Genomic DNA, 26,264 nt, shown 5'->3' on the forward strand with positions numbered 1-26,264 from the left:
GGGGTGGCGTATGGGGCGCGGTGTGGGGGTGGTGTGCCGGGGTGGTCTGGGTTGTCGGTGCAGTATGCGGATTACGCGTTGTGGCAGCACAAACTCCTCGCCGAGACCGAGGATCAGCAGAGTTTCATGGGGCGCCAGTTGGACTACTGGCGGGAACGGCTGGACGGGATCCCGGCGGAACTCGACATCGCCACCGACCGTCCGCGCCCGGCGATCCCGCGTCACCACTCCGAAGCGATCCTGTTCAACCTCGACGAAGGCCTCCACTCCGCGTTGTTGAGTATGTGCGGGCGCCACGGCGTGAGCCTGTTCATGGTTCTGCACGCGGGTCTGGCGGCGTTGTTGTCGCGTATGGGTGCGGGTGCGGATGTTCCGATCGGGACCCCGGTGGCCGGGCGCGGGGACGACCGGTTGGAGGATCTGGTCGGGTTCTTCGTGAACACGTTGGTTCTGCGGACGGATCTTTCCGGGGATCCGAGTTTCGCTGAGTTGTTGGGGCGGGTGCGGTCGACGGATCTGGGGGCGTTCGATCATCAGGACGTTCCCTTCGAGCGGGTGGTGGAGGAGGTGAACCCGCAGCGTTCGTTGTCGCGCAATCCGCTGTTCCAGGTCCTCCTCGCACTCCAGAACACCCCCGACGCCGAATTCGACCTCCCCGGGCTCCGCACGACTCCTGAGCCCGTCGACCTGGGCGCGGCCAAGTTCGACCTCACGTTCAACATGGCGGAACGGTACGCGGACGACGGGTCACCGGCCGGGATCGAGTCCGTACTGGAGTTCAGTACCGACCTGTACGACCGAGCCACGGCCCAAGCCCTGACCTCGCGCCTGGTACGCCTGCTGGAAGCGGCCGCGGCCGACCCGGACACCCCCGTCGGCTCCGTCGAGCTGCTCGATCCCGCGGAACGCGCGCGCGTTCTGGAGGGGTGGAATGCTACTGACCACGACCCGGAGCGCGCGGACTCGACGCTGCACCACCGTTTCGCCGAACAGGCGGGCAGGACACCCGACGCTGTCGCCGTGGACGATGGCTGGACACAGCTGACGTACGCCCAGTTGGAAGCGTGCGCCAACCGGCTCGCTCACCGCCTCGTGGACCTCTGGGTCGGCGCCGGGACACCGGTCGCCGTGCTCCAAGAGCGTTCAGTCCACCTGGTCGTGACCACGCTGGCGATCCTCAAGGCGGGCGGTGCCTACGTTCCCCTCCACATCGGCCTGCCGTCCGAACGTATGAGATACACGCTCCGGGACACGGGGACGCGCGTGCTCGTCACCGACACGGCGATGCGTGCTTCCGGCGTCGAGTTCGGCATGCCGACCGTCGTCGTCGACGACGATCCGACGGCGGGCCACGGTACCGACCGCGCTCCGGTCGTGGACGTGCGTCCCGAGTCCCTCGCCTACGTGATGTACACCTCGGGTTCGACAGGGGTTCCGAAGGGCATCGGCGTGACCCATCGGGGGGCGATCGAGCTGGCGCTGGACCGGTGCTGGGACTCCGGCCCTGGAAGCCGGATCCTCATGCACTCGCCCTACGCGTTCGATATCTCCACCTTCGAACTGTGGACCCCGCTCCTGAGCGGTGGGACCATCGTGGTGGCTCCGCGGGGGGAGGTCGACGCCGCCGTGCTACGGCGGGTCCTGCCGCAGGGGCGCGTCACCTCGCTCCTGCTCACCGCCGGCCTCTTCGGTGTGATCGCCGACGAGGCACCCCACGTCTTCGCGACCGTACGCGAGGTGTGGACGGGAGGCGACGTCGTACCGCCGACCGCCGTACGGCGCGTGCTGGAAAGCTGCCCGGGAGTCGTCGTGAAGGTCCTCTACGGACCCACCGAGACGACGCTTGGCCGCACGTGGGACCGGTTCACCGATGCGACCGCCGTACCAGACAGCGTGCCGATCGGCCGACCGCTCGACAACACCAGGGCCTACGTGCTCGACGCCGCACTGCGGCCGGTGCCGCCCGGTGTACCGGGAGAGCTGTACCTGGCGGGAACGGCACTGGCTCGAGGGTACGTCGGCCGCCCCGACTTCACGGCCGAACGTTTCGTCGCCGACCCCTTCGGCCTCGGCGGATCGCGAATGTACCGCACGGGAGACGCGGTCCGCTGGCGGTCCGACGGCATCCTCGACTTCCTCGGCCGGGTCGACGACCAGGTCAAGATCCGCGGTCACCGCGTGGAACCGGGCGAGGTCGAGACAGCCATCGCCGCCTACCCCGGTATCGCGCGCGCCGCGGTGGTCGGGAGGAAGCACCCCGCGGGGGACACGGTGCTGGCGGCCTATCTCGTACCCGAACCCGGCGAGGACACGCCGGACACGGACGCCCTGCGCTCCGCGCTCCACGGGGTGTTGCCCGACTACATGATCCCGACCGGCCTGACCGTCGTCCCGACCCTGCCCCTCACACCCAACGGCAAACTGGACCGGTCGGCGCTGCCCGAGCCGGAGTGGGTGCGGCGGACGACGGGCCGTCCGCCCCGGGGACCGGGCGAGGAGACGCTCTGCCGACTGTTCGAAGACGTGCTCGGTGCCGACCGAGTGACCGTCGACGACAACTTCTTCGACCTGGGCGGCCACTCGCTGCTCGCCGTGCGCCTGATGGCGAGGGTCAACGAGACCCTGGGCACGGAGATGGCACCGCGCTCGCTGTTCGAGGCACCGACGGTCGCGGAACTCGGTGACCGGATCACCCGGGGCGCCGGTTCCGGACAGTCCCTGGAGGTCGTTCTCCCGCTTCGTCCCGGGGGCCAAGCACCACCGTTCTTCTGTGTTCATCCAGCGGGGGGCTTCGGATGGCCCTACGCTGCGCTGCTCGGGGCACTGCCGCCAGACCAGCCGGTGTACGCCCTCCAAGCGCGAGGCCTGGCGGAGGAAGCGACGAAGCTGCCCGGGGACATCCACGAAATGGCCCGTGAGTACGCCGAGCGGATCCGCGCCGTCGTACCCTCGGGGCCGGTGCGTCTGCTCGGCTGGTCGTTCGGTGGCATCGTCGCGCACGCGCTCGCCTGTCGGCTGGAGGCCATGGGGACACCCGTGGAGTTTCTCGCGATCCTCGACGGCTACCCCGACGCCTACACGGAGGACGCCCCCGAGGTAGGGGAGGAGGACGCCCTCGCGGTACTGCTCGACGCGGCGGGGTCGGACCGGACCCTCATCGGCCCCGCTGTCGACCGGCGCAGGGTGATGGCGGCGCTGCGTGACTCCGGCAGCGCCCTGGCCAGCCTGGACGAGAAGGCGATCGAGCGTGTGGTCCGGGTGTTCCTCAACAACACCGCGCTGATTCGCGGGTACCGTCCCGAACGCTTCGACGGTGACCTGTTCTTCGTGGGTGCCGAGCGCGGCCACGCCGACACGGGGCTGACCCCCGACGCGTGGCGCCCCTACGTCGCGGGCGAGGTCACGACGCACTGGGTGGACAGTGACCACGCGTCCATGGGGCGAACCGACGTCCTCACGGCAATCGGCGGGCTGCTCTCCCGACAGCTGTCCGAACGGCCTTGACCCCCTGACCAATCGACGACGACCATGCGGAGGCACAGCCGTGCGACTCGACATCCCGGCCGACGGACCCGGCACGCCGATGAGTGGCATCGACGCCCCGGCCCTGACCGGAGACCTGACCGCGGACCGGCTCTCTGCCGCTGACTACCTGGAGGCGGTGACCGCGTACGTCGACGCCCTCCCCGCGCGCCCGGACAGGTCGGCGGACGAGCGCCGCGCGGCGGAACACGCACACGGCCGGGCACGGCGCGTACGCCGGGATTTCCTGAACACGCACGTTGAAGGGCTCTACACCGAACTCACCGACGGGCTGACACGGGCGCCGCGGTTCGAGGAACTGTCCGAGACCGCGGCGGAGGCCGTTCCAGGCCTGGTCCCCGGCCCCAAGCGGCTCGCGGAGGAGGCCGCCCGCTGCCAAGCGGACAAGGAGGGGTGGGAGATCGACCAGGGGCTGTTCTTCGCCGCCGTGCTCGCCCGTGCTCGGACCGGCGATCACCTGCTCCGTTCCATGCTCGCCCCGACACCCCGGGCGCTGTCCCTGCTGGGGGAGTTCCGCAGACGCGGACACGTCGACCTGGGCGTGGCGACACTGACGAACCGCGGCGGGGTCGGTCACCTGGAACTGGCCAACCACGACTGCCTCAACGCGGAGGACGACGCGGCGGTCGAGGCGTTGGAGACGGGTACGGACCTGGTCCTTCTGGACGACAGCGTGCGGGTGGGCGTGCTGCGGGGCGCGCCGATGAACCACACGCGGTACCGGGGGCGGCGGGTGTTCAGCGCGGGGGTCAACCTCACTCACCTGTACGAGGGCGGGATCTCTCTCGCCGGGTTCATGCTTCGCCGCGAGGCCGGGTACATCGCCAAGATCATGCGTGGTCTCCACCGGAACCAGGCGGGACCGGCCGCCCTGTGGTCCGGTGACGACAAGCCGTGGGTCGGGGCCGTGGACGCTTTCGCCATCGGGGGCGGGATGCAGATCCTGCTCGCGCTGGACGGCGTTGTCGCGGAGGAGGGGGTCTACGCCGCGCTTCCCGCGATGGAGGAAGGGCTGATCCCGGGGCTGGCCAACCTGCGGCTGCCCCGCTTGGTGGGGGCCAGGGCCGCGCGCCGCATCATCTTCACCGGTGAGCAGATCCACGCGAGCGCTCCGGAGGCCCCACTCGTCTTCGACGAGGTCGTCCCCACCCGGGGCATGGACTCCGCGGTGGAACGGGCCGCGACGAGGCTGGCCGAGCCCGCGGTCCCCGCCAACCGCCGGGCGCTCGGCGCCGGCGAGGAACCGCCGGACCTCTTCCGCCGCTACCTGGCCAGGTACGCGCTGGACCAAGCGTTTCGGATGTACAGCGACGATCTGATCGCCAATCTCGAACGGACCTGGATCAGGAGGGGGACGGGGCGTGAGTGACGGTCTCCCCGCCGAGGCGCGTGCGTGGCTCCGTCGCGCGCGGCCACGTCCGAACGCCCGCGTGCGGCTGCTGTGCTTCCCCCACGGAGGAGGAGCGGCGAGCGCGTACAAGCGGTGGACCGGCCTGCTGCCGGATGACATCGAGTTGTCCGTGGTCCAGTACCCCGGGCACGAGGACCGCGTCACCGAGCCCCTGGTCGAGGATGTTCGACGGATCTCGTCGCACGCCGCCGAGGCGGTCGGTCTCCTGCTGGACCGGCCGTTCGCTCTCTACGGACACAGTATGGGAGCACTGGTCGCCTTCGAGACGGCGCTTGTTCTGGAGAGGAGGGGAACGGCCCCGGCCGCGCTGATCGTCTCGGGGATGCCAGCCCCGCAGCGAACGCGCCCGGGGACGGTGCACACGGGCACTGACACCGAGGTCATCGCTGAGCTGCGCAGGCTGGCCGGCGTGTCGGAGGAGCTTCTCGCCGATCCCGGGATGCGGGAGATCATCGTTCCCGTCAGCCGCAACGACTACGGAGCCGTCGAACGCTATCGCCACCGACCCGGAGACGCGGTGACGACCCCGATCACCGTCCACCGCGCCTCCGGGGACCCCGAGCTCAGCGCCGGCGAGGCGGTGGCCTGGGCGGACGTCACTACCGGGGGGCTCCACGAGCGCGTCTTCCCCGGCTCCCACTTCCACGTATTCGAGGATCCCGGTCCCGTGATCGCCGACTTCGTGTCCACGCTCGCCCCCGAGTCAGTGCCACGTCAGGACCATGACAGCCACCGGGGCCACAATGCCACCGACGCAGACCGCTTCGACCGTAGGGAATCACTGTGAGCAACCCTTTTGAGGACGCCGACGGTAGCTTCCACGTCTTGGTCAACGAGGAGGGACAGCACTCCCTGTGGCCGTCGTTCGCCGAGGTCCCCCAGGGGTGGAACCCGGTCCTGCGCGACGTCGACCGCGATGAGGCGTTGGAGTACGTCGACGCGAACTGGACGGATATGCGCCCCCGAAGTCTCGTGGAGGCGATGGAGCGGAGCGTTCGGTGAGCGTGGCCGACACCGCGAGCCGCGGGGACGACACGGAGGAGGGGCCGGATTCCGTCCGTGCCGTCCCCCTCACGGAGGAGCAGGTCGGACTGCTCGCCCACGACGGTGCCGACCCTGACCTGGCGTCCTACGACGTCCCGCTGGCTCTGGACCTACGGGGCGACCTGGACGTGGACGCCCTGGAACGGGCCCTGGCGCTCGTCATGGAACGGCACCCGTTGTTGAACGCGTACGTGGTGCACTCACCCCGGCTCGAGCTCCGGTTGCGGCCGGGAAACGCGCCACGCATGGAGCGGCGGTCGGGTGTCGGTACCGACGCGGTCTCCCTGCTAGCCGAGGCCGGTGGGCCGATCGACCTGGAGACGGGGGTCTCACGCACCCTCCTGTTCCAGCACGCCCCCGACCACCACACGCTCCTGCTCCTCGTGCACCACGTCGTCATCGACGGAGAGTCCGTCGCGATCCTCCTGAGGGACGTGATCGCCGCCTACGAGCACGGGGAGGTCCCCGGGCCGCCGCCGGCCGACTTCGCCGACTACGTCACGGCGCGCGAGGCGGAAGCCGAGGCCGCAGGCGACGACGTCCGCCTGCGGGAGTTCTGGCGCGACCGCCTGTCCGACGCCGACGTCGCAGTCGACCTCCCCCTGGACACCCCCGGAGGGTCACCGACCCGATGGGCGAACGTGGAGGTCGAGATCGGTCCAGGGACACGGGAGCGCATGCGCGAGCTGTCCCGGACCCGTCGGGTGGGCACGGCGGCGATCCTGCTGGGCGCGTACCTGCGCGCGCTGTCGACCTACGCGCGCCAGGACGTCCCGGCCGCCGGCGTGCCCTTCGGCATGCGCGGGGATCCCCGGTTCGAGGCCACCGTCGGCTACTTCGTCCGCACGCTCCTGGTCCGGTCCCCGGAGACGGAGGGGACCGCGGGTGAGTACGTGACCCGTGTGCAGAGGGAACTGGCGCGCGTGGTGGACCACTCGAGCCTGCCGTTCCCACGCGTCCGCGAACTCACGCGCGCTGCCGGTGCGGCGGGTGAGGAGCCCTTCAACTGTGCCTTCGTGCTGCAGAACTGGGCCGACACCTCCGCGGCGGCTGACCAGGGAGTGACCGTCCGCGGTCTGCGCGTCCACTGGAGACAGGACATCCATGCCCCCGGGCTCGGAACCCTGACCCTGGAGCTCTACGAGAGCCACACCGGCGTGCGCGGACGCCTGAAGTATGACGCGGCCCTGATCACCGAACCGACGGCGGAAGCGATCGCGGAGCATCTCGTCACACTCGTCGAGCAGATCGTCGACACCCCAGATCGCGCCGTCCGAGACCTCGACGGGATCGGCCCCGGGGCGCGAGCCGTCCTGGACCGACTGAGCGAGACCGACCGCACCGTACCGGACACCGACGTCGACGCGCTGCTGCGTGAGCGCGTCTCGGCGCGGCCCGACGCCACGGCGGTCGAGTTCGGCGACCGATCACTGACCTACGGAGAACTGGACGCCCGCGTTGACGCCATCGCTTCCGGGCTCGCTGCCGCCGGTGTCGAGCCCGGCGATCGGGTCGGGGTGCTGCTGCCCCGGAGTGAGGACACCGTCGCCGCGCTGCTGGGGATCGTTCGCGGGGGTGCGGCCTATGTGCCGCTGGACCCCGACCATCCGAAGGACCGCGGTGCCCACATCGTGGCGAGCAGCGGTATGCGGTTCGTGCTGGTCACGGACGCGACGGCGGCGGTGTGCCCTGACGGTCCGCGCCCCCTACACCTCGACGACCTGGGTTGGGGCGAGGCGGACCCCGGCGGGGTCCCCTCGCCCGACGCCGCCCTGCACGTCCTCTACACGTCCGGGTCGACGGGTGTGCCCAAGGGCGTACGGCTGAGCCACCGAGCGCTCGTGACGGACATCCTCGCGGCGATCCGGCACTTCGGGGTCGGCCCTGACGACACCGTCCTCCTCAAGGCACCGTTGACCTTCGACGTCAGCGCGCACGAGATGCTCGTCGCTCTCCTCTCCGGCGCATGCCTCGTGGTGGCGCCGCCCGACGCCGAGCGTGATACCGACCTGCTCGCCGAGACCCTCCAACGGCACGGTGTGACCCTCACCCACCTCGTTCCCGCGCAGCTGCGGCTGCTGGTGGAGAGCGGCGGGTTGGCCGGAAACACCTCCCTACGCGCCGTGGTCAGCACGGGCGAGACGCTTCCCAACGACCTGCGTGCCGCGTTCGAGGCGGTGCACCCCGCGCGGTTGCACAACGCCTACGGCCCTACCGAGACCTCCTACTCGACCGTCTTCTCTTGGGACCGGGGCGACACGTCCTTCTGGACCCGCCGCGCCGACGTCCCGATCGGAGCACCGTTCGACAATGTCCGCTGCCACGTCCTCGACGAACGGCGTCGGCCACTGCCGCCCGGGGCTCCCGGTGAACTCTGGATCAGTGGAGGCACCGTCTCCGACGGCTACGTCGGCGATCCTGAACGGACCGCTGACCGATACGTGACGCTCGGTCTGGGCCGGGGGCCCGAACGCTGCTACGCGACCGGTGACCTGGTGCGTTTGCTGCCCAACGGCGCACTAGCCCACCTGGGCCGCCTGGACGACCAGGTCAAGATCAACGGCAACCGTGTTGAACTCGGCGAGGTGCGCGCGGCTCTGGTCGGGATTGACGGCGTGCTCGACGCGGCCGTCCACACGGTTCCGCACGACCATGGAGGGTCGCGGATCGTCGCGCACGTGGTCACCGATCACCCGGCCGACACGCGTGCCCTCCGTGAGGCCGCCGGACTGGCGCTCCCCGCGCACATGGTGCCCTCACGCTTCGTGCTGGTGCCCTCCATCCCCCTGCTCGCCAACGGCAAGACCGACCGTCGGGCGCTGGAGGAGATCGCGCGGTCCGTCGAACGGGATCCGCCCGAGGAGGCGACACGGACAGCCGAGGAGGCGCCCCGGGAACCGTCTCGACAGCCCCTCCCGGACGGTCGCCGCCGCGAGGAGGCCACTGGTGCGCCGGCCCTACCGGTACTGCGCGAGATCTGGGACGAACTCCTGGGGGAGGGCAGCGACGAGGACCAGTTCTACGAGGTCGGCGGGGACTCGATTCTGGCCATGCAGCTCGTCTCCCGGCTCCGCCGTGCCGGATACGGCATCGGCGCCCGGGACATCGCCCGCCATCCGGTGCGGTCCGACCTCGCGGCCTTTCTCGACGCCGGGCCGAGTCCGTCCGAGGGCGCCGTGGCCGCCCCGTCTCCCGGTGAGGCGCCGAGGCGGGAGCCCGGCACGGAGCTCGCGCCGGTCCAATCATGGTTCTTCCGGCATGTGCGCACCGACCGTCACCAATGGAACCAGTCCGTCCTACTCGATCTTGCGGGCCCGGTCGACACCGGACACCTGCGTCTGGCACTCCAGGCCGTCGTGGCCGCGCATCCCGCGCTCTCGGCGCGCTTCGAGCCCGCCGGGCCGGACGGCTTCCGCATGGTTCCGGGCCGCCCCTTCGCCGCCGAGCCGCCCCGTGAAGTCCTGTGGGAGCGGGAGGTCCGCGATGAGCGAGAACTCGACCGGGCGCTGGAGGAGGCCGAAGCCAGCCTGGACCCGTTCGCCGGAACCCACGTCCGGGCTCTGCTGGTGCGATCCCACGACGGCCGCGAACAACTCCTCATCGCCATCCACCACCTGTGCGTCGACGGGGTCTCATGGAGGATCCTGGTCGAGGACCTGGAGTCGGCCCTGGGGTCGCTGGCGGAAGGCGCGCTCCCCGCGCTCCCTCCGGAGGCCCGGCGGTTCGACGAGTGGATCGCGGAAATGCCCGGTATCGCGGCACGTGAAGGCGGGGCCGAGTACTGGCGCGCGATCGCGGCTGAACGGTCGGCCGCTGAGACGCTCCTGCTCACGACCCCGGCTCCGGACGAGAGTGACGTGCGCAGGGTCGAGTTCCGCCTCTCCCCGGAAGCCACCGCCCGACTGACCGGTGAACTCCCCCGGAGGCTGGGACTGACCATCCACGAGGTGATGACGGGGGCCTTCTCCCACGCGCTCTCCAGGTGGCGTGGCGCGCGAACCGTCACCTTCGACGTGGAGACGCACGGCCGACACGGGTACGACGACCTGTTCCGTACGGTCGGATGGTTCACCTCGATCCACCCCGTCGTGCTCACGGGCGACCGGTCGGTCGCGCCCGAGGTCTACCTGTCCCAGGTCGGACCTGCGCTGCGCAGCGTCCCCGACGGCGGGGTGGGGTTCGGCGCGTGCCGTGACTTCTCCACGGACGCTTCGGTCCGGGACGCGCTTCGGAGCGTGGCTCCCGCCTTGGTGTGCTTCAACTACTACGGGCAGGCGGACCAGCTCGGCTCGACCGGTGTGTTCCGGATGTCGGACCGGCCGATCCCACGGGAGCACTCCGCGCGCTGTGAGCGCGTCTACGCGGTGGAGGCTTACGCGATCGTGCATGAGGGCCGCCTCAGGGCGGGACTGACGTGGGTGCCCAGCCTCGCCGACGGCGTCGACGAGAACGCTGTCCACGCCCTCGTCGACAGGACCCGGGAGATCCTCGGTGAACTCGCGGCCGACCCCTCGGACGGGCCGGCCAAAGCCCGTCCCCCGTCGGCCCCCGGGCGTGAGATCGTTCCCGTGACGCCTCAACAGCGCGGCCTGCTCCTCGACGCGCTCGCCCACCAGCACTCGGGACGCTACGTCGAGCAGCTCCACTGGGCTTGGAACGGCCCCCTGGACTTCGAGCGCTTCGCGCGCGCGTGGCAGGTCGTCGTCGACCGGAACGCCGCGCTCCGGATGGCCTTCGACTGGTCCAGCGACCCCGTCGTGGTCGTCGCCGACGACGTGGACGTCCGAGTGCGGCGCACAGCACTGGGGGCGGCCGAGCGGGAGGACCTGCTGGTCGAAGACAGGCGACTCGGCTTCGACCTGGCCGAACCCGGACTGATCCGGGTCACTGTTGTTGATGAGGGTGACGACCAGCACCGTGTGCTCCTGACTTTCCATCACGCCGTGCTCGACGGGTGGAGCGTCTCCCTGCTCATTCAGGAGTTCTATCGCGCCTACGCGCGCCAGGGCCGGTTGGACGGGCCCGCCGTTCCCGACGCGCGCGACTACGCCCGCTGGATCGAGCGGTGCGATACCGCCCCGGCCCGTGACTTCTGGCGCCGGGCGATCCCCGCCGGACCGCTGGCCACTGCCCCCGGCCTGCCGGGAGATATGACCGGAGAGTCCGGTTACGGCCGCGTTGAACGCCGGGTCGATGCTGCCGACGCCGAACGGTTGCGTTCGTGGGCGGCCGCCAGCGCGGCGACGGAGAGCGGAGCGCTGCATACCGCGTGGGCGCTGCTCCTGCGCAGGTGCGCATCCGAACCGGGCTCCGTCCGGGTCTCCTTCGGGGTGACCGTCTCCGGTCGCGGCATCCCGCTCGAGGGAGCCGAACACATCCCAGGGCTGCTCATGAACTCGCTTCCCCTGGGGCTGGACGTGGACCCGGACACGCCCGTCCGGGAGCTGCTGACCCGTGCCCGGGAGGCCGCGTTCGACATGACTTCCTACGAGTGGACGTCCACCGGCCAGATCCACGAGTGGAGCGGGCGGCCGACCGGGGAACCGCTCGTCGAGAGCATCGTGGTCGTCGAGAACTATCCCCGTACGAGCCGCGGACTCGACCAGGAGCTGCGAGCGGCGGGTGTCACCGTGGGGCTGCCTGAGGCGCGAGGTTCGGAGACGGCTTTTCCGGTAGCGCTCCTGGCCCACCGTGACGCGGACGGCAACCTGGTTCTCACACTGGTCCACGACCGGGCGCGCCTGGCCGACACGGAAGCCGTCCGCCTGGCCGATGTGCTGGAACGGCTTCTGTGTGGATTGCCCGCTCAGGACGAGGGCGCGGTCGTCGGGGACGTGCTCGACGGCGTTCCCGAGGAGTGGCTGCCCCACGTGTGCGTCGACCGGGTGCCCGCAGGGACCCTGGGATCGGGGGCCGCGTCCGCCGACTGGCCCGACGGGCCCGGGGCCGACGCCGCGGTGGAGGTCGTGCGCGGGCTGTGGATGACGTTCTTCGACGTCGACGATGTCACGCCCGACGCGCACTTCTTCGCCATGGGCGGCCACTCTCTCAGCGCGATGAGATTCCTGCGTGAACTGTCCGACCGCACCGGCCGGACTCCGCGATTGGATGACCTGCTGGCCAACCCGAGGGCGGGTCAGCTAGCGGCGTTCCTGGCCGGGCCGTCCGGTCCGGACCCGGACGTCGGGTCGGTCCTCGTGCCCCTGCGCTCCGGCCGCGCGGATGCGGCCACGGTCTTCCTGGTACACCCACCGGGCGGCCAGGTCGCCTGCTACGCACAACTCGCCCAGTGCTATGACGGCCCTGAGACGATTGTGGGGATCCGCGACCCCAGGGTGGACGATCCGAGACCGGAGTACCTGTCGACCGAGGAACTCGCCGACCGCTACCTGGAGGCGCTCCACCCCGTGCTCCGAGAGGGCCGGCGGGTCGTACTCGGGGGTTTCTCCGGTGGCGGGGTCGTCGCCTACGAGATGGCGCGGCGCATCGCACGGGACGGCGGGGTCGCACCCCGTGTCGTCATGGTCGACGCTGGTGCCCCCGACGGGGACCTGACGGACGCCGAGGCCGAAGGGTCGTTCGTGCGGCGCTTGAGGCTGCTGGCCGACGGTGACGAGCAGACGGAAGCGGCGGACGGCGACTCCGGCTCCGAGAACGTCCCGGAGTACCTGGACGAGCTGGCGCAGATCGCCGAGTGGCTCAGGGGAGCGGGTGGCGGCGACCCCGTCGCGCTCATGCGGGAGACGGTGGAAGCCGTACAGCGCTATCGGCCCCCGCTCTACGACGGTCCGGTCACCGTGCTCCGTGCCAGGGACACCGACTTCGGGGCCGGGACCGAGTACGACGAGTCGGACCGATACCACGCTCGCCTGGGTCTCGGTTGGGAAGCGCACTGCTCCGATCTGGCCATCCGGGTCGTTCCGGGTAACCACGTCACCATGCTGGTCGATGAGAACGTCGCCGCGCTCGCGCGTGTCCTGAGCACGGTCGTCGGAGACTGACCACGAGGCCCGGCCGACGTCTGGTCCTGTGCCTTCGCCGTTCCTTCGGCAAGCCTTTCTTGTACGGTGTATGTTGATCCTTATACACTGCATAGGAGGGAATTCGTGAACCAAGCCTCCAACCCCCAAACCGCCACGGTGACGGCACGCGACCCCCGGCGTTGGGTGATCCTTGGAGTGATGGCCCTCGCCCAGTTGGTGGTCCTTCTCGACAACACCGTCCTCAACGTCGCGATCCCGACCCTCAACGAGGAACTCGACGTGAGTGCCGCGGAGATCCAATGGATGATCAACGCCTACGCGCTCGTCCAGTCCGGGCTCCTGCTGACGGCGGGCAGCATGGCCGACCGCTACGGGCGCAAACGCGCGCTCATGCTGGGACTGGCGCTGTTCGGCCTAGCGTCGTTTGTCGCCGCGTTCTCGATCTCCTCGGGGCAGTTGATCGCGGCGCGCGCCGCGATGGGCGTGGGCGGGGCCCTGCTGATGACGACCACGCTCGCCGTTATCGTCCAGGTGTTCGATGACGAGGAGCGGCCCAAAGCCATCGGGATCTGGGCCGCCGTGGGTGCCTTCGGCTTCGCTGCGGGGCCGCTCATCGGCGGCGGGCTGATCTCGGTCTTCTGGTGGGGATCGATCTTCCTGATCAACGTTCCCGTCGCGATCATCGGTCTCCTCGCCGTCGCCAAGCTGGTCCCCGAATCCCGGAACCCCGACGTGGGCAAGGCCGACCCCGTCGGGGCCGTACTGTCGATCATCGCGATGTTCTCCATCGTCTACGCGATCATCTCCGGCCCGGAATACGGGTGGACCTCCGTGTCCGTGATCGGGGCCGCCTCCCTGGGAAGCCTCGTCCTGCTGGCCTTCGTGCTGTGGGAGCGACACATCCCGCACCCGATGATCGACATGGCCTTCTTCCGCAACCGCAAGTTCATCGGCGCGGTCTCGGGCGGCCTCCTCATCGCGTTCGGTATGGGCGGTTCCCTCTACCTGCTCACCCAGCATCTGCAGTTCGTCTTCGAGTACAGCCCGCTCGAAGCCGGTCTGCGCATCGCTCCCCTGGCCCTGACCGTGGTCGCGCTCAACCTCAGCGGATTCGGTGCCCGGGTCATGGCCAAGATCGGTACACCGCTGACCGTCCTGTCCGGCATGACCTTGCTCTCGGTAGGCCTGTTCTCCATCGGCTACTTCGGCCGAGACGGTTACGGCGGCATGGTCGGCGGACTCGTGCTCATCGGTATGGGAATCGCGCTGGCGATGCCGGCGATGGCCAACGCCATCATGTCGGCGATCCCACGGGAGCAGGCCGGGGTCGGCGCGAGCATTCAGGGCGCCCTCACCGAGTTCGGCTACGGGCTGGGGGTCGCTATCCTGGGTGCGGTGCTCATGTCTCGCTTCACCGGGGCTCTTCCCGCGTCTATCGGTGCTGAGGACCCCGAGTCGCTTCCCGAAGCGCTGGCGGCTGCCGACTCCCCGACCGCGGTGGGACAGGTCGCCGACGCCTTCGCGTCCGGTATACATGTGAGCCAGTTCGCCGGTGCCATCGCCGTCTTCGCCGGTGGTGTCCTGGCGGCCGCGTTCCTGTACAACGCACGCGGTAAGACGACGGCGGATACCGCGGTCACGTCCCAGTGACCTGGGTGTGGTCTCGAAGCCGCCTCGGCGCTTCGGGACCACACGGACGATTGATGCACGCAACGGGCACCAGAACGGTGCGGAGGTGGAGATGGGCCCCGACAGAGCGGCCACGTCGAGCGTGTGGTTAACCGACCACAACGCCCGATCGGTGACGTCTCCGCCCCCTCGGCCGTCTCTGAGCAGGGCCCGACTCGTCTCGACGGCGGTGACCCTGCTGGACGAGGCGGGGCTCGACAAGTTCTCGATGCGCCAACTCGCGGGCCGGCTCAGCGTCACCGCGATGTCTCTGTACTGGTACGTCGACAACAAGGACGACCTCCTCGAACTCGCCCTCGACGAGGTCCTCGGCACCGTGCACGTGCCCGGTGCCGAGGAGGGGGCGACTGGCGTGCGGACCTGCGAACATTCGCCCGCGAGTGGAGGGACGTGTGGGTCCGTCACCCGTGGGCGCTGCACTTGAGTCAGCGTTACCTCAACATCGGTCCGCACAGCCGGATGATCGTCCGGACCGCGCAGCAGGTACTGTCCCGCTCCGACCTACCGTCCTCGCAGCACCGCGGCGCTCTGGCCACCGTGCTTCAGTACGCCTACGGAGCGGCCGCGATGGACGTCCGCTGGATCGAGCAGAGCAGAAACGCGGGAATGACGCCTGACGAACTCTTCGCTCGGGTTTCCCGGGATCTGGCTGAGCGCGAGGGGGGAGAGGTACCCGACGCCGAACGTGACGTCGATGTCGCGGCCATGCGGGAACGCGACTTCTCCCACGCCCTCGATTGCCTCATCGCGGGTGTGGAGAAGCTCGCCCAGCGGGATGGTGCCGCGCCGCACTGAGCCGATCGGCTCCCGGACCCCTGCGCCGGACACGGCTGCGACCGCGTCGGTCGGAGGGGCGGTCAGCCAGTTCAGCCGGTCCGCTGGTCGGACACACGGGCGATGAGTACTTTTTTGTCGACCTTGTTCAGCCCCGTCATCGGTAGGGAATCGACCGCCTCGACCTGGTCTGGGAGCTTGTGGTCGGCAAGTCCGCGTGACCGCAGCAGCCGTCGTAGTTCGGGAAGACGGGGCGCCGGACTTCCGGAAGCCGGAACGACGTAGGCGTGGACGCGCTCGCCGAGGATCTCGTCGGGAGCCGGAACGACCGCTGCCTGCTCCACGCCAGGATGGGCGGTCAGGTGCTCCTCGACCTCGGGGGCTGAGATCTTGTTGCCGCCGCGCGAGATGATGTCCTTGATGCGCCCCTCCACGACGACGTCCCCTCTTTCGGTCAGGCGGACCAGGTCGCCACTGCGGTAGAAGCCGTCCGCGGTGAACGCGATCCTGTTGTGTTCCCGAGCCCGGTAGTAGCCGCGCAGCGTGTACGGTCCGCGGGCGAGGAGTTCACCCACCTCTCCCTGAGGAACTTCGCGGCCCGCGGAATCGACCACGCGGATCTCGTCGGCGGGGGAGAGCGGCCGCCCCTGCGTCTCCAGGACGGTCTCGGGCGGATCGTCGAGTCTGGTGAACGTCAGCATGCCCTCCGACATGCCGTACACCTGCTGGAGCTGCGCTCCGAAGGCGGGTTCGATCCGGCTCGCCAACTCGGGGTGCAGCTTGGCGCTGCTGACCTGGACCAGCTTCAGACTGGACAGGTCGTGCCGGGTGTCCGAGACCGCCGAGAGCCACAGGTGGACGATGGTGGGAACGATCGACGTGATCGTCACCCGGTGGCGCTCCACCAGCGCGAAACACGTCTCGGGGTGTGCGGTCTCGGCGAACACGGCGGTTCCGCCCCGGCTCAGGGTGCCGAGGACGCCGGGACAGCCCCAAGGGAAGTTGAACTCGATGGGGAGCACGGCCAGGTACACGGAGTCACCCGTGGTCGCGCAGACCTCGGAGGTCACTTCGAGCTGGTGGGCGTAACCCTCGTGCGTTCTCGGAATGAGCTTGGGCAGCGCGGTCGTCCCTCCGGAGAGCAGGAAGAAGGCGATGTCCGAGGCCTGCGGGCCCGGAAGGTCTGCGGGTTCCGCCTCCACGTCGGCGAGGGCCGTGAATTCTCCCGGGTCGCCCGCGACGACGATCCGTTCGAGCTCGGGACACTCCTTCAGGGCGTCTCGGGCCAGGACACGGTGATCGAATCCGTTGAACTCGTCGGGGATCACGTAGGTCTGCGCTCCGGACAACCGGGCCAGGTGCCCGATCTCGTTCGACCGGAACGACGGGAGGGCGAAGACGGGCACGGCTCCGAGACGGAAGAGGGCGAAGCACACCGCGACGAACTCCGGGCGGTTCGGCAGTTGCACCAGCACCCGGTCGCCGGGCGCGATCCCCTTCGCCTGGAACCCGGCCGCGAGCCGGTCGGACCAGCCGTCCAAGGCGGAATAGCTCAGGCGGTCACCAGCGGCGTCGATAAGCGCTGTTCGGTCACGGTACTCGGCGGCCCAGCGGCGCAGGAGGTCCCCCAGAGTCTCTCCGCGCCAGATCCCCCGGGCCCGGTAACCGTCCGCCACGTCTTCGGGCCAGGGAACACAGTCGTCCAGCATGTCTGTCCTCTCCCGATGTGCTCGCGATGGCCGCCTCCAGGGACCTGGACGGCCAGCACACACGGTGGACCAGGAGCCTGACCGTGTGCTGACCCCGCACTGACCCGGAATCGTCAGAGCCGGGTCAGCGGCGTGTCAGGGCAGGGGCGCATGCTCCACGAGCACACGCGCCGGAGCGAACTCGGCGACCGATGGGAGAGCGATGCACACCTGGCTCATCAGTCCGGCGGACATGGCCACAATCATGGAGGCCGTTGGGCGCGATGGTCTTATGGACCAGGTCATCGCGCGGTTGGACGACGGCTTCGCCGCCATCGGCCGTGGAGAACGGCGGTCATCGCCGCCGCGCGGCGGTTTCGAGCGGGCCGAGCCGGCACCGGGTGTCCTCGAATGGATGCCGCACCGGGAGGCCGGGGACACGGTCACGATCAAGACCGTCTCCTACAGCCCGCTGAACTCGGAGCGGTACGGCCTGCCGACCATTCTCGGAACCGTCGCGCGTTTCGACGACGCCACGGGACGCCTGACCTCACTGATGGACGGGGCGCTCCCGACGTCGATCCGCACCGGGGCGGCCTCGGCAATCGCGAGCCGCCTGCTGGCTCCCGCCGACGCCCGCACGATCGGTATCGTCGGCGCTGGGTGCCAGGCGGTCACACAGGTGCACGCGCTCACTCGGGTTCTTCCGGTCGAACGAGTACTGGTATGGGACGTCGACCCCGCGCACGCGGCGAGTTTCGCCGCACGTGTGGCCTTCCTGGGCCGGGAGGTACGTGTGGCCGAACCGGAGCTCATCATGGCGAAGGCCGACGTCGTCTGCACGGCCACGTCGGTGAAGGCTCACGCCGATCCTGTCCTCCCTGATACGGCATGCCGCCCAGACCTGCACGTCAACGCGGTCGGAGCGGACGTGGTTGGTAAGACGGAACTCCCCGAGTCACTGGTGCGCCGGGCGTTCGTGACCACCGACCACCCGGACCAGGCCCTGCGTGAGGGGGAGAGCCAGCGCCTCTCGGCCGACCGGCTCGGCCCCACCCTCGCCGACCTGTGCGCTTCTCCGGGCCGTGCCGTCCAACCGCGACGGGGCCTCACCGTCTTCGACTCGACGGGCGTAGCCCTCGAAGACCACCTGGTGGCGGAGGTGTTCCTGGAGGCGGCCACCATGCTCGGCCTGGGAACACGGCTCCCGATCGAACACGATCTGGTGAACGCCCTCGATCCGTACGCGCTGTCCCCGACCGCGGCTCGCGCGTGATCCATGCAGCACGGGCGCCCAGCCGCGCCCCGGTTACAGGAGGACACTTTGACGCAGCCGAACCGGCCCTCCCGCCCGGACCTCGCCGACGGAGGGCACGCCCTGTTCGACTGGCTGCGCTGGATGCGCGATCACGAGCCGGTGCACGAGGACGAGTTCGGGGTGTTCAACATCTACCGTCACGGCGACGTCCTGGACGTCACGGGTGACCCCGGCCTGTTCTCGTCCGACCTGTCCCGGCTCCGACCGGACTCCACAGCCCTCAGCGAGGAGATCCTCTCGGTTATCGACCCGCCCCTGCACCGCAAGCTGCGCCGCCTCGTGAGCCAAGCGTTCACCCCGAAGACGGTCGCCGGGCTCGAACCCCGGGTTCGGGAGATCGCGCACCGACTGCTCGACGAGTTGGACACCGACCAGTTCGATCTCGTCGAGTCGTTCGCCTACCCCCTACCCGTCACCGTGATCGCCGAGCTTCTCGGAGTTCCCGCCTCGGACAGGGACCTCTTCCGCGGCTGGTCGGATCGCATGATGTCGCTCGACGTGGAGGATCCCGTGGAGATGCAGTTCGGGGACGGCGGCCAGGAGTACGAGGAACTGGCTCGGAAACCGATGCGTGAGATGCACGCCTACCTGCTGGAGCACGCCCGCGACCGGCGGGCCAACGGGGGAGACGACCTCATCGCCCGCCTCGTGCGCGCGGAGGTCGAGGGGGAGCGGCTCACCGACCGCCAGATCGTCGAGTTCGGTGCCCTGCTGCTGATGGCGGGGCACGTGTCCACAGCGATGCTGCTCGGCAACACCTTACTGTGCCTGGAAGAGAATCCGGACTCGGCTGCGAAGGCGCGGCGGTCGCCCGATCTGATCCCGTCGGTCATCGAGGAGGTCATGCGGCTGCGCCCGCCCATCGCGGTCGCGAGCCGGGTGACCACCGCGGACACGGAGGTGGCTGGTGTGGCCATACCGGCTGACCGGATGGTGATGCTCTCGCTCGTCTCCGCCAACCACGATGAGCGGGTGTTCCCAGACCCCGAACGCTTCGATCCCCGGCGCGACGCGCGCGTTCAGGCCGCTTTCGGACACGGGATCCACTACTGCCTGGGTGCTCCGCTGGCCCGGCTGGAAGGCCGAGTGGCGCTGGAGGTCCTGCACGAGCGCTTCCCGGACATCTCCGTGGATCGGCCTGAGGGAATCAGCTACCACCGGGAGGGCCTCATGGGTGCCCGCACGCTTCCGGTCTCCGTCAGGCGGGGGTGAGGACCTCGGCACCGGGTGGGCTTCCGAGGCCTGTGCTGATCGCGGCTCTCTGCTTAGTCCTTCGCGCGTTCCACCCGGTGTCCCCTACCGGGATCGCCTCCCGTCAACCACCGGAGCCGTGGACGTTCTTCCCGTTCGCTGTGCAGGGGGCAGACAGCGTCTCGGCCGTGGGCCGTCTGCTCGAGCAGAGCCATACAGGTGGCCGAGCACGTAGATCCCACCCCGTGGCCGAGAACCCTGGCTGTGCGCCATGCTCGAACGCCTGCGCTCAACCCTGGGAAGGGCGCAGAGAGCCCGCCAGGCAGCCGTATCTGGCGGTGCCGCCGACGCTGGTTCCTGGTGGCCTCCTAGGGTGCCCGTGTGAGTACGCAATGGACGGTCCACGGCGAGAAGCTGGTGGACGAGAACCGGCACATCCGTCTGTCGACGGTCGACGTCACCCTCCCGGACGGGGTGTCCTTCACGCAGTACGTCGTGGCCGTGCCCCCGGCCGCGATGACGTTGGCGGTCAACGACCAGCGCGAAGTACTCCTGATGCGGCGGCACCGGTTCATCATCGACCGGTGGGTGTGGGAACTGCCGGGCGGCTACGTGGACGGCGCGGAGGACGTCGAGGCCGCGGCCGCCCGTGAGGTCGAGGAGGAGACCGGGTGGCGCCCCCGCTCCATGGAGCACATGGTGACCTTCCAGCCCGCGATCGGCTCGGTGGACCAGCCCCAGATCATCTACCTGGCACGCGGAGCTGACCTGACCGACACCCCTCCGGACGTCAACGAGGCTCAGGAGATCCGCTGGTGGCCTCTGGAAGAAGCAGTGAAGATGATCGACCACGGGGAGATCGTCGGTGCCTCCACGGTGGTGGCGGTGTATCGGGCGCTCACCCTGGTGTGACGGCTTCCCTCGCGCGCACGGTGAACTCCTCGACTGCGGGCGAGCTTCGTGGGCGCGGAGTCGATGGTCCAGGCGGCGTAGGTAGGACAGGGCTCGACGGGACTGCAACCCCTCCACCAGATCCAGGGCCTGGCCACCGACCCGAACAGCCTCCTCTGGTTCGTCGGGGGCGTGGGCGGTGGCGAGCATCAGAAGGTTGAACGTGCGGCCGCGTACGTAGTCGGTGTTCATCTGCAGGGAACGTTCCGCGTACGCGGCGGTCTGGGTCTCGTCGTCCAGTGCGAGGAAGGCCGCCCCTGGCTGTCGACAACCGCACCTCCAACAGACGCCAGCGCGGTGTGCGCTGCCTGGGCGAGCGCGGGTTCGCCCTGCTCACCCAGCAGCGGCGACTGCTGCAGCACCTCCCCGCCAGCCCAGGAAATTCGGTGACATCACCAAAGCCGCGCTTGTTCTCACATATTTCGCGCATGGGCGGTTGGCGTGAAACTCACCGAGACCGCCCCATCGTCGCAATAATGAAAATTGAAGTTGAAGTCATGAAATGAGGTGTGGAAAGTTCCATTGCATGGTTCTCGGGATTAATCTTCCAGCGTCTCAAGGCGTCCTTGATTGAAGTATCTCAGGGCGGCGTCGGCCCCGGGGGAGGAGCCATCATTCCGGGGGGAACATGAGACCGTGTCCAGCAGATGAAATATTCAGTAATCCAGGCTGACCACAGTGGAATTTCCCATGAGGTCGGGGAACTCTGCCTGGTCGGGCTGGGCGCCTTCGGGGATGTCGACCGCGGCGTGCTGAACAGCCGAGTCATCTGGGTTTATGTCCAAAACAACTTCGCTGCTTTCCTCGAAGGACAAAGCAGTTCCGACGTCATACTCCTCGGAATAAGAACGCCCCTCGTCGGTTCGGACCCGGACCGTTTGGTACCAGCCCTCCGGGTCGTCACTGACGTTGGTGACGGTGTACTTCACGATCACCCACTTCCCCCCGGGGGCGTGGCTCTCATCGAAGAGGGTGTCCTGGACGGGGTCTGTGGAGACCCTCACCTCGTCCACGGTCACTGAGAATCCATCGACCTCGAAGGAATCACCGATCCCGAGGGTGTCCTCCGGCTCCTCTTCGTTCTGAGTCGGCTGCGGCTGGGACTGGGGATCCCTGGTCTGCGAAGACGGCGAGGGCGACTGGTCCTGAACGGTAGAGGACGCCGTCTGCTCGGAACCGGAGCCGGGATCGTCTCCCGAGGGGGTGGCGATCACGACTGCGATGGCTCCGAGGAGCACGACGATGGTGGTTCCGCCGACACCGAGGAAGATCTTGCGCCCTATTGAGAGCCCTGGGGGAGTGGACTGGGGGTGGGGGTACATCGTGGGCTCCTTGGGGGGTACGTGGGACCGGGGCGGAGCACTTACCTGGTGCTCCGCTCCGTCCTGAACAGGTGAGAGAAAGTGCAGACGGAGTGGAGGCGCATCGGTACTCGTGCTCACAATCGACTGGGGCGGGCCCACGCGCTCACGAGACTTGAGCGCGGCTCCGTTGACCATGGTGTGGCTGAAATCGAAGTCAGCGGGTACATCGTAAGCCAGGGTGCTGTGCACCGAGAGCTCATCTCATTTGGATTCTCGATAGCCTGACCGCGTGTAGATGGTTGAACGCCTTGTGCCGGATGAGCTGTGGGAACTGTTCCAGCGAGTGGTGCCCGAACCGCCCAACCGCCCCCAGGGCGGTGGGCGGCGCGGATACGGTGATCGCGAGGTGCTGGCCGCGATCATCTTCGTCGCGACCAGCGGTTGCACTTGGGCCAAGCTCCCGCCGGTGTTCGGCCCGTCCGGGCCCACCGCGCACCGCCGCTTCACCGAGTGGAGCCGGGCACGGGTCTGGGCCAGACTGCACCGTCTGGTCCTGGACGAACTCGGCGCCCGCGGCGAGGTGGACTGTTCGCGGTGTGCGGTCGACTCGGTCAACATGCGTGCCCTCAAAGGGGGGAGCTGACAGGTCCCAATCCTGTCGACCGGGGCAAGAAGGGCGCCAAGATCCACTTGATCACCGACCGGGCCGGTCTGCCCCTGTCCCTGGCGATCTCCGGGGCCAACACCCACGACAGCCAGGCCCTGCAACCTCTGTTGGCGGGGAGCCTTCCGATCCGGTCCCGCCGCGGACCCCGGCGGCGCGAATCGGCCAAGCTGCGCGGGGACAAGGGCTATGACTACGACCACCTGCGCCGATGGCTCCGTGCACGCGGGATCGTCCACCGTCTGGCACGCAAGGGTGTGGAGCCCTCGCAGCGGTTGGGCCGGCACCGGTGGCAGGTCGAGCGCACCATGGCGTGGCTGGCCGGATGCCGCCGCCTGCACCGCCGCTACCGGCCGACCACTTCCTGGCCTTCGCCGGCCTCGCCTGCACACTGATCTGCTACCGCAGACTCACCAAATGAGATGAGCTCTGAAGCAGCGGCCGAGGCCACCGCCGCCCTGCTACGAGGTGCGGTGGCTCCTGCTGGGGCAGGTGGTCTGGTTCCGGTGCGGTAGCCGGTTCAGGGGAGCACACCAGGAGCACCACGGGGCCGCTGATCTCAGGTGGGGATGCGGGTTCACCCGTCCTGGCCTGGGGTTTCCTCGCGCCCGGGGCCGGTCGACCATCGGATCAAAGGTCCCCTGGTCGGTGTAATCCCCGGGGGAGATTTCCCCTTCAAACGGTACCATCCTGATTTTTTATACCTCTCATACTTTTCATCCGTCAATTAAAAAGATATAACCCAAGGTTTCGGAGCGGGAAGCTTCAAATCACTCCGTATCCATACATCGAGAACTATTGGTAAGTCGGCCTCAGGTAGGTGCCTCCTTTTTCTTGGCTCGGCGGTTCGATGCTGGGATTCGGGAGTGTCTGTGTGCAGTCCCTGTGGATGGGTCCCAGGCTTCCTCTCGTGCCTAGTACTCCAGTTGTAGTTCCGGTTTGTCATAGTTCCTGGAACGCCTGTCTGCGGTAGTGACACTGACGGGCGTTCGCTTGGTGGGAGCGTCTGAACAACGACCAACCCAGCACGTGCTCGATGTCGGGATCCGTGGCGAACAGGGCGTTGAGCAGGTGAGCGATCTCGTTGCACGTCAACGCGATCAGCTCGGCCATGGAGGGGCTCTGGCGGGCTTCGATGGCGGCCATGGCTGCGAGGAACGCATAGGCGAGCATCGCGAACAGGCTCCACCGGTGCCAGGAGCACCACGTGCGCACCTGGTGCTCGTCCAGCCCGGCCAGACCCTTGCCCTGCTGGAAGCTCTCCTCCACCCGCCACCGGCGCCCGGCCACGGCGACCAGACGCTTCAACGGCACCATTTCGGGTGCGTAGCACCGGTAGAACGCCAGCTCACCCGTGGTGCGATGGCGTCGGATCAACGCCCACCGGCACCCGGACGGAGCGGGTTCGGCATCGATGAGCGCCCAGTCGTAGAAGCGCTGGCCCTTGGCTCCGGGCCTGGCGGACAGGCGCTGCCACGCCGTGCCGGGGGCCAGGACCGCGAGTTCGCCGACGGTGGCCGGGCCGCAGGGCAGCATCAGGCGTTCGGTGCGGGCCACGGCCATGACGTATCCGAGCCGGTGTTCCTCCAGGGTTCGGCGCAGGTGCGGGTTGCGGCCGTAAACCTCGTCGGCGGCCACCCAGGCCGTGGGGGTGTGCGCGGCCAGGGCGGCGGTGATCATCTGCTCAGCGAGTGCGGGTTTGGTGGCGAAGGCGACGTGCTCGGGAACGCCCGCCGTTTGCAGGCGTTGGGGGTCGTTGGTCCAGGAGCGGGGGAGGTACAGGCGGTGGTCGACCAACGCGTGCCCGGCCGGGGTTGCGTAGGCGAGGTAGACCGCGACCTGGGCGTTCTCGATGCGCCCGGCGGTGCCGGTGTACTGGCGTTGGACCCCGACTGTCTCGGTGCCTTTCTTCAGGTCACCGGTCTCGTCCAGGATCAGGACCGCGTCCTGTTCTCCCGGGTGGGTACGGGCGTAGGTGCGCAGGTCCTCGACCAGTCCCACTTCGTTGATGCGGGCGCGCGAGAGCAGGTGCTGAAAGTGGTGGGGGTTAGGGTGGCCAGCGTGCTTGGCCAGGGTCCAGCAGTTCTTGCGTGCCAGTGGGGCGAGCAGGCCGCCCAGGAGGTCGTGGGCGGTGTGTTGGGTTTCGGGTCGGACCAGGCGGTCGGAGATCGTGTGGATGAGGTCGTTCAGCCGGTGTGGCCAGCGCCTGGCCGCTACGCTGATGTCAGCGGCCACCGCCGGGTTCTTCTTTGTCTTCACAACCATTGATGATCACGCGGTGGCCGTCCGTGTGTCCGGCGTTTCCTCAGATCAAGGGCTTGCCTCGCTGCCATCTCCGGCAAGTGGTCCCAGTTCAGGGCAAACCGGATCTACAACTGGAGTACTAGAGCAGGGCCAGGGGTGTCCTGGGCCACTCACATGGACTGACTTCGTATAGGAAGTGCTGCAATTGAGCGATCCAATTGATGCTGGCCGTGACGTAGGGGACATTAGCCTGACTGCATCGCTGCGCCAGGGGCGACTCAAGGTTGACACCTACGTTGACGAGTCCCTCGCTGCTTTCCAGGACTGGTCCGAAGAGACAGCCACGGAGATGCTCTGTAACGGCGCCGCGCCCCGGGTGCTGACAGTCAAGCCCTCCCGTCGCCAGGAGGGTTTCATGGGTGCTGACTGGTTGTGGTGGTGGCTGGACCCGGATGGCGTGTGCTTCGGGATGCTGTCACAGGCCAAGCGGCTTCACGGCACCCCGGGGGCTCGAGAGATCGACTTCCTGTACAGGAATAAGAACGGTAGGCAGATCGACCTACTTATGCACACCGCAAGGGACTTTGGGGTCCCTGCCGTTTACACGCTCTACTACGGTCTGCCTGACCAGCGCGCCGACCTGAGATGCCGGGAGCACTCGCAGGCCTGTGAACGTTGCCGACAGGCCAGCGTATCCGTGCTCACTGCGCTGGAAGCTGATGAGATCGCTCTTCAACCTAGGCACGCGGCGGCCCAGGCGTTCGTTCAATGCACTCCGTTAGAACAACTACCGTTCCACGACAACAGATCCCGGGCTCTGTACGGATACCTTCTCGCAGACGGCAGCCTCTCACCGGCCTTAAAGCAATTTCTCCAGCAACCGCAGCGCGGGGCTCGTGCTGCCGCGCGAGTGCTGATAGACCGGGTGGCGTTCGAACGACAGTTGCAGTTCTCAGGGGTGTCCTCGGACACCGTGGACGTGGGTAGTGAGCCACTCTTCGATACCCTCCCGCTGGACCGCGGACACTTCCGCGAGCCCTACTTCCAACACATTCTGAGAGGTCTGCGCGCCGCTCCTCCTGCGTACGTCATGGATGCGCTTGTTAGCGGATCATTGCCCTCATGGGTCAGACAGTCGGTTGCTGGCGTAGTGATCGCGCGTACCTGACCTGTCTCGTGTCGGGAGGATGGAGGGTCTTGTGTGTGCCGGGATTGCCTCCCGGCACTCGTGTGAACCTGGGAAGCCGCCGAAGGTGATGTTGGGGCCGGCCGGCATCGTGTCGCCGGAGGTGACCCAGTGGGCGGTGGAGCGGACGGCGTGGCTGGTCCCACCTTGGTCTCATCAGTGCTGCGGCTCTTCGAAAGTGAAGCAGCACACCCAGCCTGAACTGGGACTTTGTGGCACGCCCGGCAGGATTCGAACCTGCGGCTATCGGATTAGAAGCGCGCCAGGACTGGCA

General features: G+C 68.5%; 15 protein-coding genes and 1 pseudogene. 13 read left to right on the forward strand and 3 right to left on the reverse strand.

Translation table 11 applies throughout. The features are described from left to right. Positions 1–57 precede the first annotated feature (57 nt). From IE195_RS17250 to IE195_RS17285, 8 genes are all read left to right on the forward strand, one after another. Positions 58–3,504, forward strand: a complete 3,447-nt coding sequence (locus IE195_RS17250; RefSeq protein ID WP_191272746.1) for a non-ribosomal peptide synthetase — start codon at positions 58–60, stop codon at positions 3,502–3,504. Positions 3,505–3,544: 40 nt separating this feature from the next. Continuing rightward, entirely contained in the window at positions 3,545–4,912 is a 1,368-nt protein-coding gene (locus tag IE195_RS17255) for an enoyl-CoA hydratase/isomerase family protein (protein WP_229826266.1), read from the forward strand. Further along, positions 4,905–5,741 (forward strand): thioesterase II family protein, encoded by an 837-nt coding sequence (locus tag IE195_RS17260; RefSeq protein ID WP_191272749.1) that lies wholly within the window; start codon positions 4,905–4,907, stop codon positions 5,739–5,741. The genes IE195_RS17255 and IE195_RS17260 overlap by 8 nt, the downstream gene beginning before the upstream one ends. Beyond that, positions 5,738–5,956, forward strand: a complete 219-nt coding sequence (locus tag IE195_RS17265) for an MbtH family protein (protein ID WP_191272751.1) — start codon at positions 5,738–5,740, stop codon at positions 5,954–5,956. The genes IE195_RS17260 and IE195_RS17265 overlap by 4 nt, the downstream gene beginning before the upstream one ends. Beyond that, complete coding sequence (locus IE195_RS17270; RefSeq protein WP_191272753.1) at positions 5,953–12,999, forward strand: non-ribosomal peptide synthetase; 7,047 nt, start codon at positions 5,953–5,955, stop codon at positions 12,997–12,999. The genes IE195_RS17265 and IE195_RS17270 overlap by 4 nt, the downstream gene beginning before the upstream one ends. A gap of 105 nt (positions 13,000–13,104) precedes the next feature. Further along, the gene (locus IE195_RS17275) at positions 13,105–14,631 is read left to right on the forward strand and encodes an MFS transporter (protein ID WP_229826267.1); all 1,527 of its coding nucleotides are present in this window, start codon (positions 13,105–13,107) and stop codon (positions 14,629–14,631) included. Positions 14,632–14,839: 208 nt separating this feature from the next. Next, a complete protein-coding gene (locus IE195_RS17280; RefSeq protein ID WP_191272755.1) occupies positions 14,840–15,094 on the forward strand; it encodes a TetR/AcrR family transcriptional regulator in 255 nt (84 codons plus the stop codon). Beyond that, complete coding sequence (locus IE195_RS17285; protein ID WP_229826270.1) at positions 15,061–15,465, forward strand: hypothetical protein; 405 nt, start codon at positions 15,061–15,063, stop codon at positions 15,463–15,465. The genes IE195_RS17280 and IE195_RS17285 overlap by 34 nt, the downstream gene beginning before the upstream one ends. 71 nt (positions 15,466–15,536) lie before the next feature. Here the strand turns inward: IE195_RS17285 and IE195_RS17290 are convergent, their stop codons facing one another. Then, complete coding sequence (locus IE195_RS17290) at positions 15,537–17,153, reverse strand: (2,3-dihydroxybenzoyl)adenylate synthase (protein WP_191272757.1); 1,617 nt, start codon at positions 17,151–17,153, stop codon at positions 15,537–15,539. 232 nt (positions 17,154–17,385) lie between these two features. Between IE195_RS17290 and IE195_RS17295 the strand changes: the two genes are divergently transcribed. From IE195_RS17295 to IE195_RS17305, 3 genes are all read left to right on the forward strand, one after another. Then, positions 17,386–18,408, forward strand: a complete 1,023-nt coding sequence (locus tag IE195_RS17295; RefSeq protein ID WP_225942347.1) for an ornithine cyclodeaminase family protein — start codon at positions 17,386–17,388, stop codon at positions 18,406–18,408. A gap of 48 nt (positions 18,409–18,456) precedes the next feature. Beyond that, a complete protein-coding gene (locus IE195_RS17300) occupies positions 18,457–19,662 on the forward strand; it encodes a cytochrome P450 (RefSeq protein WP_225942348.1) in 1,206 nt (401 codons plus the stop codon). A 360-nt stretch (positions 19,663–20,022) separates the two neighbouring features. Further along, complete coding sequence (locus IE195_RS17305) at positions 20,023–20,553, forward strand: NUDIX hydrolase (protein WP_191272763.1); 531 nt, start codon at positions 20,023–20,025, stop codon at positions 20,551–20,553. A 695-nt stretch (positions 20,554–21,248) separates the two neighbouring features. Here the strand turns inward: IE195_RS17305 and IE195_RS17310 are convergent. Next, positions 21,249–21,914 (reverse strand): DUF4352 domain-containing protein, encoded by a 666-nt coding sequence (locus IE195_RS17310; RefSeq protein ID WP_191272765.1) that lies wholly within the window; start codon positions 21,912–21,914, stop codon positions 21,249–21,251. A 277-nt stretch (positions 21,915–22,191) separates the two neighbouring features. Between IE195_RS17310 and IE195_RS17315 the strand changes: the two are divergent. After that, a pseudogene (locus IE195_RS17315) lies at positions 22,192–22,981 on the forward strand (IS5 family transposase). A 521-nt stretch (positions 22,982–23,502) separates the two neighbouring features. On the opposite strand, the gene IE195_RS17320 reads toward IE195_RS17315, so the two are convergent. Then, positions 23,503–24,795 (reverse strand): IS701 family transposase, encoded by a 1,293-nt coding sequence (locus IE195_RS17320; RefSeq protein WP_444544296.1) that lies wholly within the window; start codon positions 24,793–24,795, stop codon positions 23,503–23,505. A 214-nt stretch (positions 24,796–25,009) separates the two neighbouring features. Here IE195_RS17320 and IE195_RS17325 point away from each other — a divergent pair, with 214 nt between their 5' ends. Then, positions 25,010–25,972: a DUF6615 family protein gene (locus tag IE195_RS17325; RefSeq protein WP_191272767.1), complete on the forward strand. Its 963-nt coding sequence runs from the start codon at positions 25,010–25,012 to the stop codon at positions 25,970–25,972. Positions 25,973–26,264: the final 292 nt, after the last annotated feature.

Origin of the sequence: Nocardiopsis terrae (assembly GCF_014651695.1) — a bacterium.
GTDB lineage: Bacteria > Actinomycetota > Actinomycetes > Streptosporangiales > Streptosporangiaceae > Nocardiopsis > Nocardiopsis terrae.

What these genes read in the sequence shown, in the direction of transcription:
- IE195_RS17290 (WP_191272757.1), bottom strand. Translation starts at nt 17,153, where the DNA reads ATGCTGGACGACTGTGTTCCCTGGCCCGAAGACGTGGCGGACGGTTAC.
- IE195_RS17295 (WP_225942347.1), top strand. Translation starts at nt 17,386, where the DNA reads ATGGCCACAATCATGGAGGCCGTTGGGCGCGATGGTCTTATGGACCAG.
- IE195_RS17310 (WP_191272765.1), bottom strand. Translation starts at nt 21,914, where the DNA reads ATGTACCCCCACCCCCAGTCCACTCCCCCAGGGCTCTCAATAGGGCGC.